Here is an 11,965-nt window from a genome sequence, read left to right as displayed (position 1 = left end):
ATGCGCTGGAAGAAAACGCTGCAAATCGCCGATGTGCATTGTGAAGGTGAGGTCGGCAAGGTCATCACCGGGGGCGTACTGGATGTTCCCGGCAAGACCATGCTCGACAAGATGAACTACATCAACGAGGTCGACGACAGCCTCCGGCGTCTGGTGACTTTGGAGCCGCGCGGCTGCCTGCAGATGTCGGTGAACCTGCTTTTGCCACCGACCCGGCCGGAAGCCCAGGCCGGGTTCATCGTGTTGCAGGCGGACAAGGCTCACCCGATGTCCGGCAGCAATTGCATCTGCGTGGTCACCGCGTTACTGGAGCTTGGCATGCTGGAGATGGTCGAGCCGGTGACCACGGTGGTGCTGGATACGCCGGCAGGTCTGGTCACTGCTCGGGCGCAATGTGCGGACGGACGTTGCCAGAGCGTTTCGCTGGATATGGTGCCATCGTTTGTCGAGCAACTGGACGTGCCGATCCAGACAACCGAGTTCGGTTCGATCAAGGTCGATATTGCCTTCGGTGGGGTGTATTACGCTTTGGTGGACGTGGATCAGATCGGTTTGACCATCGCAGCCGAAAACGCTCGCGAGCTGGCTACCCGGGGTGTGAGCCTTAAAAACCTGATCAATTCACAGGTAAAGATCTGTCACCCGTTGTTCAAGGAGCTCAACGAAGTGGCGTATGTGATGTTCCGCAATCGCCTGGACAAGAGTACCTACCAAACCTGCACCACCTTGCCGCCAGGACGGGTTGACCGCTCACCGTGCGGGACGGGCAGTTCGGCCAACCTGGCGACCTTGAGTGCGCGAGGTCTGGTCGACGTTGGCGACCAACTCACCTCGCGCTCGACCATTGGCGGCGAGTTCCGGGTTGAGTTGCTCGGGCTTACCGAGGTGGCGGGCAAACCGGCGGTCCTGCCGAGGATCACCGGGCGAGCCTGGGTCTACGGGCTGCATCAATTGGGTGTCGATCCGGATGACCCGTTGGCGGCAGGTTTTATGCTGAGCGATACCTGGGGCGAGGGTTTTTAACTATCCCCGGGCGGATGTTAAAGTTGCAGGCTGGCCAGATGGCCCGCCTGCATTGCCGAGAGCATGACCCAATGAGCAAAGAAACGACTGAAGCTACCAGTGGTGCCAAACGCCATGGCGGTCGCTATATCTACGAAGAATTGCGCAAGCAGATCCTGACGCTGAAGCTCAAGCCCGGCATGCCGCTGGACGAAGTATCCCTGGCCGCTCAGTTTGGTCTTTCCCGCTCTCCGGTGCGTGATGCGCTTGCCCGCTTGATCAGCGAAGGCCTGGTTACCATCCTGCCCAACCGGACGTTGTTGGTGACACCGTTCGAGATCGAAGAATTCCCCAATTACATTTCGGCACTCGACCTGATTCAACGCGCAGTGACCCGCCTGGCCGCCTTGCACCGGACGGATGACGACCTGGTGCGCATCCGCGGGGCCGATGCGGCGTACCTGGAGGCCGTCAGTACCGGGGATTTCCAGGCGATGTCTGAAACCAACAAGGCCTTGCACATGGCGATTGCCGAGGCCGGGAAAAACCCTTACTTCATTAACTACTACGAGAAGCTGTTGGGTGAGGGGCAGCGCCTGCTGCACCTTCACTTCGACTACATCATCAGCTCGGCCAGTCCCTCTACGTCCATCGGCCGGGACCACGATGAAATCGTCGATGCCATACAGGCGCGCAACGCCGATGCAGCGGAAAAAGCCGCGCATGAACATACGATGCTGTTTCAACGCCGGTTCCTGGCGTACATGCAGCAGAACCTCACTGAAAAAATGTCGGTGGGTTGAGGCTCGACGGGCAGGCCGCTCGTCTGCTCGATCGCACGCCATTCCCTTTGGCAACCTCACAAGAGTACGGCCCGGAAAATCCGGACCTCTGTTGTGAGGTGGGCTATGTCCAGCGATTCGAGTTTCCAGGAAAACATGCAAGACCCAAACAACACGCAAGGCGCCGTTCCCTCAAAACCTGAGCCCGGCAATGATGATTCGCAGCCCAATCCGGACGACCCAGGCAAGTACGATCCGCTGTCCCAGCCTGACGAGGAAGAGGATGCGCGAGCAGAGGACTGGAACGAGCCGCCCCGTGACGTCCCCGAAGCGGACGAGCAAACGCCGTTGTCGGACGACAGGCGGTAACAGCAGGAGCCCGGTCAGTGAGCCGGGCTTTTTTTCGCGTGGCACATGCCACCTGTCCCGCTTTGCCGCAAGCCGATTGAATTTTCCGCGCACCGTTAAATCTTCTGTTCAACGAGCCAGCGTTTCGTGTTGTCGGCACCTGATTCCAGGGGCGCAGCCAAATGCACCGTCCAGGAGAGAAACGTCCATGACTTTGTTTGAACCCCTGTCCGGCACACCTTCAGCACTGCCAGGCCCCGCTGCTGGGCGCTATCGAGAACTGTACGATTTGCTCTACAGCAACGGCGCTGATGCCGGGCCGCAGGCGGAGGTTTTTCTGCGCCAGCAAATGGCCCGCGCCGCTGAACTGCCGTGTGATTTGCCCGAAGCGCCTGAGCAATTGTCGGCATGGGCGCAAGCCCGTTGCGCGGCAGTGGCGCAGGATTACGCCGGTTACCTTGAGGACCGCAAGCAGGGCGGGGCGCGCCGATATTTTTCGAACAAGGCTCATGCCCTGTATTTCCTGCAACGCGTCGCACCGACCAAAGAGGTCGACGGCGCCTGGCTGGCGGGCGTGCTGGAACACTGGCAGGACGTGCGTTATGACGGACTCCTGAACACTTATCTGGAAGAACTGGGCAGGGGCGATCCTCGGCAGAATCACGTGGTGATCTACCGTAATCTGCTGGCCGCCCACGACTGTGGCGACAAACAAGGGCTTGCCGATGAGTATTTTGTGCAAGGCGCGATTCAGCTCGCGTTGGGTCAATGCAGCGACGCATTCATGCCGGAAGTCATCGGCTACAACCTCGGCTATGAGCAATTGCCGCTGCACCTGCTGATCAGCGCTTATGAACTGCGTGAGCTGGGCATCGATCCGTATTATTTCACCCTGCACGTGACGATCGACAACGCCAGCAGCGGTCATGGGCACAAGGCTGTTGAATCGCTGTTGGAGCTGCTACCCATGGAGCAGGGACGGGACGAGTTTTTCCGGCGTGTCGCCGTGGGCTATCGCCTGAACGATCTGGGGAAGGGCTCGACGGCGGTCATTGCCGGCTTTGAGTTGCAACGGGAAGTGATTGCGATGCTCGAGCGCAAACGCTGTTTCGGCCAGCACATGCATTCTGATTTTTGTCAGATCGAAGGCAAAACCGTCAATCAATGGCTGGCGTCGCCTGGTCAGATTGAAGACTTTCTTGCTGCCCTGGAGCACAAGGGCTGGATCAAGCGAAACCGGTCACCGCAAGACAGCCGCTTCTGGCGCTTGATCGAGGGCAACACTGCGGCCATGTTCGGGGTGTTCAGTGGCTACGAAAAACAATTGCTGCACGACTGGATTGCCGGTGACTGGCATGACCCGCAACGGCCCAAGCCGATAGCTCGGGATCATAGCGCCAGTGACGCCCTCGACGCGGGCGAAACCCACGACCCGGAACTCATCGCGTTGCGAAAAAACCTGAGCAATCAGCCGCCGCAGCAACAGCTTCGAACGCTGATCCCGTGGCTCTCGGCCCAGCGGCATTGCCGTCCGGCGGGGCTCTACGCTACCCGGCGTTTTATCGAAACGGTAGCCCGCTTGCGCTGAGCTCAGGAGTGATTTGCATGTCGAAACAACACATCGCCGATCAGGCCATGCTGGAGCTGGGCAGGCATCTGCTCAGTGAAGACTATCGTTTCATCACCCCGACCCCGGCGACTCACGACCGCGTGTACCAACGTTTTACACCACCGTTGGCCAAAAACCTGCGCGATGTTTTCGGCTGGTCGATGCCGTTTGATCACACGCTGTTTGCGCGAGAAATTCTGGCTGGCCTGGAACAGGCCGAGATCGTCGAACGAGATGGCCCGCTGTGGCGCAGCACTGTGCGATGGTCGAGCCTTGATGGGGCGTTATTTGCCCATTCGGCGTACCCGACCTCGCAGGCTGACGCGGTATTTTTCGGGCCGGACAGCTACCGTTTTGCGCAAATGATCGACGCGCATTTGCAGCAGCGTTTCGAGCCTGTGCGCCGGGCCGTGGACATTGGCTGCGGGGCCGGCGTCGGCGCGCTGGTGGTCGCTCGGGCACACCCGTCTGCCGAAGTACTGGCGGTGGACATCAACCCGCGAGCGCTGCGCCTCTCGGCGGTCAATGCCGAACTGGCCGGTGTCGACAACATCAGCGTGTACCAGAGCGACATCCTCGGCAGTGTCGACGGTGAATTCGACCTGATCATCGCCAATCCGCCCTACATGAACGACAGCCAGCAACGCGCCTATCGCCATGGCGGCGGCGCCCTGGGTGAAGCCCTGTCGCTACGCATCGTTCGTGAATCGTTACCGCGTCTGCAGAAGGCCGGCAGCCTGGTGCTGTACACCGGCGTGGCGATGGTTGAGGGACGCGACCCGTTTCTTGAAGCCATCCAGTCGATGCTGGCTGATCATGCGGCCGGCTGGACTTATCGAGAGCTGGATCCGGACGTGTTCGGCGAGGAATTGCTCAAACCCGGTTACGAACGGGTAGAGCGCATCGCTGTCGTGGCATTGACCGTGACCCGACGGCATTGACCGCAGTGGTCGCGATGAAGCAGGGGCCGCGTTTCGGAATGGAAGAGGAGTACTTCCTCACCGATCTGACCACTCGGCAGATGCTGGCTGAACCCGGCCACGCGCTTTTGGCCGAATGCCGGGAAGCGGTCGGCAAAGGCTTTGCCTATGAGATGTTCCAGGGACAGCTTGAAGTCGCGTCACCGATATTCACCTCGATAACTGAGGCGGCTGATTATCTTCAGGGTATTCGCTCGCGACTTAACCACACATTGAGCGGCCACGGATTGGGCTTGCTCTGCGCCGGCACCCATCCCCTCGCGCATTGGCGTGATCAGCGGGCCACGCCGCTGCCGCACTTCGAACAGTTGTTCCAGGAATACCAAACGGTGGCACAACGCAGCGTGCTCGGCGGCCTGCATGTGCACGTGGAAATTCCCAAGGGCATCGACCGGATCGCGGTGATGAATGAAGTGAGCCCCTGGTTGCCGCTATTACTCATGCTCAGTTGTTCTTCTCCGTTCTGGCAGGGCGCTGACAGCGGCTTCAAGAGTTATCGCCAAGTGGTCTGTGACGGCTGGCCACGCATGGGTATTGCGGAACACTTCGAGAATGAGCGCGAGTATCAGCGTTATCTGGATTTGCTGCAGCGAGTCGGCGCGATTGAACCGGGCGGCAATGGTTGGTGGGGACTTCGCCCTGCTAGCCGCTACCCGACGCTGGAACTGCGCATGACCGATGCCTGCCCTCGACTCAGTGACGCGCTGCTATTGGCGAACTTGTTCCGGGTGATGGTGGCGTATGCCATAACCTGTGCGAACCCAGGCGCCGGGCATGACGCTACGGTGCGCTGGCTACTCGCGGAGAATCGCTGGCAGGCCAAGCGTCACGGGCTGGAAGGACGTTTTGCAATCGATGCCGCAGGCACCGTGCTCAGTGCCGGTCAATGGTTGCAGCGGGCACAGTTGCTGTTTGCCGAAACGGCTGAGCTTATGGGCGAGCCACAGATTTTCGATCACGCCAAAGCCCTGATGCAGCACGGCAATAGCGCGACGCGTCAGCTAGCGTGCCACGCCGAGGCCTGCGCCCGAGACCCAGACCCTCAGCGCAATCTGCAAGCGGTGGTCGACCACTTGCTCGGGGAAAGCGCGAGCTGACGCAATCAGTTTCCGTCAGCCACTTTGCGTTCTATCTCGGCGATTTTGCGGCGACGCGCCTCTTCTTCCTCTTCCGGCGTCTGAGGTGCTGCGGGTCGAGTGAGGTCCTCTTCGTTTTCTGCGGTTTCACGGTCTTCGTCGTTCATGGCACGCGCCTCCAGTGATTAATCATTGGAAGCGGCCCATGCTTGGGAGTTCGAGAAACCTGGCAGTGTTTCCGATGGACGTCGCGGCCCTTAAACGCCCTTTGTCGACGGCAACAGAATGGTCAAAATGCCCAGCAATGGCAGGAACGAACACAGCGTGTAGACATACTCGATGCCATGGATGTCCGCCAGGTGCCCAAGCAGCGCCGCGCCGATACCGCCAAAACCGAACATCAGGCCGAAGAACACGCCGGCGATCATGCCGACGTTGCCCGGCACCAGTTCCTGGGCGAAGACCACGATGGCAGAGAACGCGGAAGCCAGGATGAAGCCGATGATCATGCTCAGCACGCCGGTCCAGAACAGGTCGACATAGGGCAGGGCGAGGGTGAAAGGCGCTGCACCGAGGATCGAAAACCAGATCACTTGCTTGCGTCCGATCCGGTCGCCAATCGGCCCACCGAAGAACGTACCGGCCGCGACAGCGCCGAGGAACAGGAACAGATACAGCTGCGAGCTGGCCACCGACAGGTCGAATTTCTCGATCAGGTAGAAGGTGAAGTAGCTGGTGAAACTGGCCATGTAGAAATACTTGGAGAACACCAGCAGCGCGAGTACCACCAATGCGAAGGTCACCCGGCCTTTCGACAGGCCGTGGGTGGCCTTGCTGCCTTGCTTGAGCTTGAACAGGTTCAGGTGGTTGCGATACCAGCGGCTGAGGCCGTATTGCACGAGGATGGCGAACACCGCGAACAGACCAAACCAGGCGACATTGCCCTGGCCGTACGGAATGACAATGGCAGCGGCCAGCAAGGGCCCGAATGCGCTGCCGGCGTTGCCACCGACCTGGAACGTCGACTGTGCCAGCCCGTAGCGGCCACCCGACGCCAGGCGCGCCACGCGGGAGGTTTCGGGGTGGAAGGTCGACGAGCCAATGCCCACCATCGCCGAGGCCAGCAGAATTGCCGGGAAGCTACCGACCATCGACAGCATCAGGATGCCGATCAGGGTGCAGACCATGCCGGCCGGCAACAGCCAGGGTTTTGGGTGGCGGTCAGTGTAATAACCAACCCAGGGTTGCAGCAGCGAAGCCGTCAGCTGGAAGGTCAGGGTGATCAGCCCGACCTGGGTGAAAGTCAGGCCGTAAGTGGTTTTCAGCATCGGGTAAATCGACGGCAACACGGCCTGGATCAAGTCATTGATCAGGTGTGCCAGGGCACAGGCGCCAATGACGCGCATCACCAAAGGGCTGGCTTGACTGGCCACCGAGGCGGTGGCCGCGGGTGCGGCGGTGGTACTGATGGACATGGCAGGTCTTCCAGACAAAAACGCACGGCGGGGCGCCAGTGACAGGCACAAAAGCGCTACCCATTTCGGGGTTCGGCGCTATCCTAGGTTTTCGCTGGCTTGCCTGTCTCGCGCAATCCGGGAATCGACTATCGCAAAAAGGGCATCATCATCAAACCGCTGGAAGAATTTCTCAAAGAGATCGACCAACGCCCCTGCCGGGTGAGCAGCAGCGCGACCGATTATCCGGAAAACTGGGTGATCGCACCGCACTCCCACGAGGCGCATCAGCTGATCTATGCCATCGAGGGGGTGATGGTCGTGCACTCCGGATTAAGCCAGTGGACCGTGCCGCCCAGCCGTGGCATCTGGATGCCGAGCGGGCACGTTCACTCGATCCGCTGCGTGGGCCCGCTGAAGATGCGCAGCGTATTCGTGCGTCCCGAGCCGTTGGACGAGTTGCCGGGTGAGCCACGAGCGGTGAGTATTTCCGCGCTGCTGAGCGAATTGATCAAGGTCTCGGTCGACATTCTGCCGCCTTACGAACCGGAGTCGCGCGAGGGGCGGGTCATGCGGTTGATCCTCGATGAATTGACGATCTTGCCCACCTTGCCGCTGCACCTGCCGCAACCGACCGATCCGCGCATCAATCTGGTGTGTGCCGCGTTGCAACGCGATCCCGGCGACGGCTCGACCCTGGCGCACTGGAGCGTGAGGCTCAATCTCGATGAGAAAACCATCCAGAGGCTGTTTCACAAGGAAACCGGCATGACGTTCGGCCAATGGCGCCAACAAGCGCGATTGCTCCTGGCGCTTGAGCGCATCGCCGTCGGCGAGAAGATCATCGACATTGCCGGTGAGTTGGGCTACGACAGCCCCAGCGCCTTCACAACGATGTTCAAGAAACAGTTCGGCAAGACGCCGAGCCATTTTTTCAAGTGAAGCGCAGCACTCAACCTCGCGGCTCGGCCACCAGCAACAACGATTGCGGCACCGGGCTTTGTGGATGCTGCGGCTCTTGCAAACTCGCCAGGCGAAACCCGGCCATGTCCAGGGCGTTGACCCAGCTGGACAAGGTTCGCATGTACCACGGCATCGGTTGCCATTGCCCTTTGAAATCGCTGAAGGTCTCCTCCCGCCAACCGTCTTGATAATCGCCCGCTGCCGCGGTCCACGGATGCAGCGTCTGGATCACCAGCGCGCCGCCCGGGGCGAGCAGGGCGTTCATGGCCGTGAGCAGGGGAATGATGTCTTGGTGCAGCAGGGAAAAGTTGGCGCAGATCAGGTTGTAGTCACGCCCGATCTCGACCTTGGTAACGACCAGATCGTCATAACTGGCGACAAGCACCGCAGATGAACCCGCAGCCCGCGCGGCTTCAACCAGCGTCGTATCGCCATCAACCCCCACCGCTTCGATGCCACGATCAGCCAGTGACCTGAGCAGCCAACCTTCCCCGCAACCGAGGTCGAGCACGCGTTCAGGCTGGCGGCTGAGCACCGCCAGCAGGATGGCCTGGTCGGTGACCTGAAGGCGGCTTTCGATACTGCCACTGCGGATGGCTTCGATCCAGGCATGACTGTTGTGGTGCCAGCTTTCAAGCAGGGTGGATTCGGGTGTAGGCATATCGGTGATTACACGATTCCGACAAACGACAGGATAACCAGGACGATCACAACTGCACCGACGATGTAGATAATGTTGTTCATGGCTGTTCACCTCTTGTTTCGTAGGGTTGCGACACAATGACGCCGTGTACAGGTGACAGCTTGAAGCATGACTGCGTTCCGTAAAAACATCGATTTTGCCAGTCGCAGGTACCGGCTATACGTCTTGCTATCGATTGATTTTTGCCGCGGTCGGTACCTTTTGCATCTCGTTCATCAACCTCTTTGAACTCCCGCCTCGGCGCCTTCGTCCTCTGCTATGAGGGGCTCAGGGCAATGTTGCTGCGAAGTCCCAATAAGCAACTTCGTCGAAAGGTGAGGGACAAGATGAACACTACAGACAGTGGTGCCGGCACCCAGTCGGGCAATCCGGACGCCGGCAAGCCCGAGCACGATTTTCAACATTTGAAGGATGACGTCACTGAGGCCTTGGGAGGGGCCAGGCAGCAGGCCGACGAGCAATTCGGGCAATACCGGGACACGGCGGCTGACCAGATCGAAGCGCTGGCAAAAGGGGCGAAATCCTTCGTCTCCGAGCTGGAGGATAAAGACACCCTGGGTATGTCTGACTACCTGACCGACATGGCGGAATCCATGAGTGGTCTGGCGGGAAATCTTCGCGGAAAAAGTGCCGAGCAGCTGTTGCACGACGGCGTCGATCTGGCTCGCAGCAATCCCGCGTTGTTCATAGCGGGCAGCATCGCATTGGGTTTCGGTTTGTCGCGGTTCTTGAAGGCGGGCACTGCGCCGGCGGTGACCGTGCCGACGGAGCGCGATCCGGCCGCAGGCACGTCGATGCCGCCAACGGCGGGCTTTGGCGCTCATCGCCCCTACGAAACGTCCGTGCCCGCGCACACTGATTCCAATGCAGGAATGGCCACCGCAACCACGCAGTTTTCGCCAGGCGCGCATGACCATCCTTCGGACTTTGCCTCGGCGTCGACAACGGTTTCGCCAAACGTCAAAGGAGAACTGTGATGAACAGAGAAGAACAAGATCTGCCGGGTACAAGGCCGGTCATCCCGCCCGACGACGCTTCGGTCGTTGGTCTGCTGCGGCAGCTATCCCGTGAAGTACCCGCGTTGTTCACCAAGGAACTGGCGTTGGCCAAGGCCGAGCTTCAGGCCAGCCTGACCACCCTGAAGGCTGGGATAGCGGCGGTCGCCGGTGGCGCCATCGTGCTGCTCGCCGGTTTCATCATTCTGCTGATGTCAGCCGTTTATGCGCTGAGTATGGTCATGGCGCCTTGGCTGGCCGCCCTGATCGTGGGGGTGGTGGTGATGATCATCGGGTTTGCCATGTTGCAGTCGGGAAAAAAACAATTCGAGCCGTCCCACTTCAAGCCTGACCGGACACTGGACGCTTTGAATAAAGATCAGGAAGCGCTGCGGAGAAAAGTCTCATGAAAAGCGAATTGGAGATCGAATCGGAAAAAAGCCCTGAACAAATCGAGCGTGAGATTGATGCGCAGCGGGCCAGCATCGGCAACATCGTCGACCGACTGGAGAGCAAGTTCACTCCCGGCCAGATGATCGACCAGGCATGGGGCATGATGCAGAACAACGGCACGACATTCTTGAGCAACCTGGGTACCAGCGTCCGTAACAATCCTGTTCCTGCCGTCCTGACCTCGGTTGGCTTGTTGTGGCTGATGATGAGCCAGAACCGGCCTCCGGTATCGCAGCCGGGCTATCGAACGGGGCCCAATCAAGTGGGCGAGTGGGTCGATGACGTGGCAGAAGGCTTCGACGGTGCCCGCGAGCAACTGCATCAAACCGCCGATACGCTGAAGGAGGGCTACCAGTCGTTAAAAGACAAGGCCACTCACCTCAGCGATAATGTCGGCTCTGCCACTGAGACCGTCAGCCATGCGATGCATGAGGCCAGTGATCGGCTTGTGCGTAATTCCCAGGTGCTGGGACAGCAGTTCAGTCACCTGCTCAAGGAGCAACCGCTGGTGGTCGCTGCGGCGGGTATCGCCTTGGGCGCATTGATTGGCGCGTCGTTACCGACGACTGCCACTGAACAGCGCTATCTGGGACGTACCAGTGCGGGTTTGGTCGACAAGGTGAAAAAACAGGCTCAAGAAGGTTACGAAGCGGTGCGCGATACGGTGACGAAAACCACCGAGCACACCGAGCCGCCTGTTCGGCCTGATGCGGAACAAACAAATGCCTCTGCGGGCTCAGCGGATCTTTCCCGAGGACTGGGAACCTCCTGACAGGTGACTGGGCGGAGGCCCAGCCTGGGCCTCCGGACTTCTCGGCAATTGAGCGGAAAAGGGGATCGCTATCGTGGTATTCCCAATTTGAAAATCCGTTATCCACCACTGACTTTCCAGTGTTTGACGTCGTCGGCAAACACCATTTGCTTCATCTCGTGGGCAATGCCATAGGCGAGGGATTCGTGTGCGGCTATGACTTTTTCCTCTGCGGACAGGCAATGGAAAATGTCCAGTTGGGTGGCAGCGTCAGCGGTCTCCAGTGAGAAAATCTTTACGTAGCGTGCCAGGTCATTGTCGAGGCTCGACAGATATTCCCGCAGCCGTTGGTGATCGACTGACTTTTGACTGAAATACCAGTTCATCGGGTGAATCAAAAAACGTGCATGGGGAGAGGTAATGCGCCTGCCTGCCGCCAGGAACATGATGATGCCCATCGATTCGATGTTACCGGCGTTGATCGCGCACAAGGGCACGGGCAATGACTTGAGGAAGGTGTAAAGGGTGAAACCGAAATTGGTGCTACCTCCACAGGTGGACAAGTTCAGAAGTAGCGAGGTCGCGCCTTGATCGATGGCTTCGAGGCAGCAATCCCTGAATCGCTCCGTCGTTGCCTGGTCGATCTGGCAGTGAAAATGCACGATGTGTTCCGTCATGGCGTGACCTCCCGGTTCAATGCTGGAGGGTGTTCTACCAAACACTCAGTCTAGTAAAAACTCAGCACTTTTCTCACCAGAATCGCTGATTGCCGTCAGTCGAACGCTGCCATTCAAATGGAACTAAAGGCCCGTTTCCGCTCGTCGTGAGCTAACGATTTCATTTCAAACT

14 protein-coding genes are annotated in these 11,965 nt (G+C 59.3%); 10 read left to right on the top strand and 4 right to left on the bottom strand.

Annotated elements, in window-relative coordinates:
- The 6 genes from KVG88_RS18830 to KVG88_RS18805 all read left to right on the top strand — a co-directional run bounded on the left by KVG88_RS18830 (position 1) and on the right by KVG88_RS18805 (position 5,818).
- Positions 1 to 1,023, top strand: a complete 1,023-nt coding sequence (locus tag KVG88_RS18830) for a proline racemase family protein (RefSeq protein WP_217872345.1) — start codon at positions 1 to 3, stop codon at positions 1,021 to 1,023.
- A 71-nt stretch (positions 1,024 to 1,094) separates the two neighbouring features.
- On the top strand, positions 1,095 to 1,805 hold the full coding sequence (locus KVG88_RS18825; RefSeq protein ID WP_217872343.1) for a GntR family transcriptional regulator: 711 nt from the start codon (positions 1,095 to 1,097) through the stop codon (positions 1,803 to 1,805).
- 135 nt (positions 1,806 to 1,940) lie between these two features.
- Positions 1,941 to 2,153: a hypothetical protein gene (locus tag KVG88_RS18820; RefSeq protein ID WP_217872506.1), complete on the top strand. Its 213-nt coding sequence runs from the start codon at positions 1,941 to 1,943 to the stop codon at positions 2,151 to 2,153.
- 187 nt (positions 2,154 to 2,340) lie between these two features.
- A complete protein-coding gene (locus KVG88_RS18815) occupies positions 2,341 to 3,720 on the top strand; it encodes an iron-containing redox enzyme family protein (protein ID WP_217872342.1) in 1,380 nt (459 codons plus the stop codon).
- A 17-nt stretch (positions 3,721 to 3,737) separates the two neighbouring features.
- Positions 3,738 to 4,682: a methyltransferase gene (locus KVG88_RS18810; protein WP_217872341.1), complete on the top strand. Its 945-nt coding sequence runs from the start codon at positions 3,738 to 3,740 to the stop codon at positions 4,680 to 4,682.
- A gap of 14 nt (positions 4,683 to 4,696) precedes the next feature.
- On the top strand, positions 4,697 to 5,818 hold the full coding sequence (locus tag KVG88_RS18805) for a carboxylate-amine ligase (protein ID WP_217872340.1): 1,122 nt from the start codon (positions 4,697 to 4,699) through the stop codon (positions 5,816 to 5,818).
- Positions 5,819 to 5,823: 5 nt separating this feature from the next.
- Here the strand turns inward: KVG88_RS18805 and KVG88_RS18800 are convergent, their stop codons facing one another.
- Positions 5,824 to 5,964 (bottom strand): hypothetical protein, encoded by a 141-nt coding sequence (locus tag KVG88_RS18800; RefSeq protein ID WP_191630436.1) that lies wholly within the window; start codon positions 5,962 to 5,964, stop codon positions 5,824 to 5,826.
- Between the two features lie 90 nt (positions 5,965 to 6,054).
- On the bottom strand, positions 6,055 to 7,272 hold the full coding sequence (locus KVG88_RS18795) for an MFS transporter (RefSeq protein ID WP_150700902.1): 1,218 nt from the start codon (positions 7,270 to 7,272) through the stop codon (positions 6,055 to 6,057).
- Between the two features lie 147 nt (positions 7,273 to 7,419).
- Between KVG88_RS18795 and KVG88_RS18790 the strand changes: the two genes are divergently transcribed.
- Positions 7,420 to 8,193, top strand: coding sequence for an AraC family transcriptional regulator (locus tag KVG88_RS18790; protein ID WP_150700985.1), 774 nt, complete (start codon positions 7,420 to 7,422; stop codon positions 8,191 to 8,193).
- Positions 8,194 to 8,203: 10 nt separating this feature from the next.
- On the opposite strand, the gene KVG88_RS18785 is transcribed toward KVG88_RS18790, so the two are convergent.
- Positions 8,204 to 8,875 (bottom strand): class I SAM-dependent methyltransferase, encoded by a 672-nt coding sequence (locus KVG88_RS18785; RefSeq protein ID WP_217872339.1) that lies wholly within the window; start codon positions 8,873 to 8,875, stop codon positions 8,204 to 8,206.
- Positions 8,876 to 9,243: 368 nt separating this feature from the next.
- On the opposite strand from KVG88_RS18785, the gene KVG88_RS18780 reads away from it, so the two are divergent.
- From KVG88_RS18780 to KVG88_RS18770, 3 genes are read left to right on the top strand one after another with little or no spacing between them, the layout of a single operon-like run.
- A complete protein-coding gene (locus tag KVG88_RS18780) occupies positions 9,244 to 9,894 on the top strand; it encodes a hypothetical protein (protein WP_217872338.1) in 651 nt (216 codons plus the stop codon).
- A complete protein-coding gene (locus KVG88_RS18775) occupies positions 9,894 to 10,322 on the top strand; it encodes a phage holin family protein (RefSeq protein ID WP_217872337.1) in 429 nt (142 codons plus the stop codon). Before KVG88_RS18780 ends, KVG88_RS18775 begins: the two co-directional genes overlap by 1 nt.
- Positions 10,319 to 11,137, top strand: a complete 819-nt coding sequence (locus KVG88_RS18770) for a DUF3618 domain-containing protein (RefSeq protein ID WP_217872336.1) — start codon at positions 10,319 to 10,321, stop codon at positions 11,135 to 11,137. The genes KVG88_RS18775 and KVG88_RS18770 overlap by 4 nt, the downstream gene beginning before the upstream one ends.
- A 98-nt stretch (positions 11,138 to 11,235) precedes the next feature.
- On the opposite strand, the gene KVG88_RS18765 is transcribed toward KVG88_RS18770, so the two are convergent.
- Positions 11,236 to 11,793, bottom strand: a complete 558-nt coding sequence (locus KVG88_RS18765; RefSeq protein WP_150700898.1) for an ATP-dependent Clp protease proteolytic subunit — start codon at positions 11,791 to 11,793, stop codon at positions 11,236 to 11,238.
- Positions 11,794 to 11,965 lie beyond the last annotated feature (172 nt).

Source organism: Pseudomonas azerbaijanoccidentalis, assembly GCF_019145495.1.
Taxonomy (GTDB): Bacteria; Pseudomonadota; Gammaproteobacteria; order Pseudomonadales; family Pseudomonadaceae; genus Aquipseudomonas; species Aquipseudomonas azerbaijanoccidentalis.
Note: the sequence above shows the minus strand (reverse complement) of the source record. Positions and strands in the feature narration are given on the sequence as shown.

Bases quoted from the DNA above. Each gene is read 5' to 3' on its own strand.
- KVG88_RS18830 (WP_217872345.1), top strand. From the start codon at position 1: ATGCGCTGGAAGAAAACGCTGCAAATCGCCGATGTGCATTGTGAAGGT.
- KVG88_RS18825 (WP_217872343.1), top strand. From the start codon at position 1,095: ATGAGCAAAGAAACGACTGAAGCTACCAGTGGTGCCAAACGCCATGGC.
- KVG88_RS18820 (WP_217872506.1), top strand. From the start codon at position 1,941: ATGCAAGACCCAAACAACACGCAAGGCGCCGTTCCCTCAAAACCTGAG.
- KVG88_RS18815 (WP_217872342.1), top strand. From the start codon at position 2,341: ATGACTTTGTTTGAACCCCTGTCCGGCACACCTTCAGCACTGCCAGGC.
- KVG88_RS18810 (WP_217872341.1), top strand. From the start codon at position 3,738: ATGTCGAAACAACACATCGCCGATCAGGCCATGCTGGAGCTGGGCAGG.
- KVG88_RS18805 (WP_217872340.1), top strand. From the start codon at position 4,697: ATGAAGCAGGGGCCGCGTTTCGGAATGGAAGAGGAGTACTTCCTCACC.
- KVG88_RS18800 (WP_191630436.1), bottom strand. From the start codon at position 5,964: ATGAACGACGAAGACCGTGAAACCGCAGAAAACGAAGAGGACCTCACT.
- KVG88_RS18795 (WP_150700902.1), bottom strand. From the start codon at position 7,272: ATGTCCATCAGTACCACCGCCGCACCCGCGGCCACCGCCTCGGTGGCC.
- KVG88_RS18785 (WP_217872339.1), bottom strand. From the start codon at position 8,875: ATGCCTACACCCGAATCCACCCTGCTTGAAAGCTGGCACCACAACAGT.
- KVG88_RS18780 (WP_217872338.1), top strand. From the start codon at position 9,244: ATGAACACTACAGACAGTGGTGCCGGCACCCAGTCGGGCAATCCGGAC.
- KVG88_RS18775 (WP_217872337.1), top strand. From the start codon at position 9,894: ATGAACAGAGAAGAACAAGATCTGCCGGGTACAAGGCCGGTCATCCCG.
- KVG88_RS18770 (WP_217872336.1), top strand. From the start codon at position 10,319: ATGAAAAGCGAATTGGAGATCGAATCGGAAAAAAGCCCTGAACAAATC.
- KVG88_RS18765 (WP_150700898.1), bottom strand. From the start codon at position 11,793: ATGACGGAACACATCGTGCATTTTCACTGCCAGATCGACCAGGCAACG.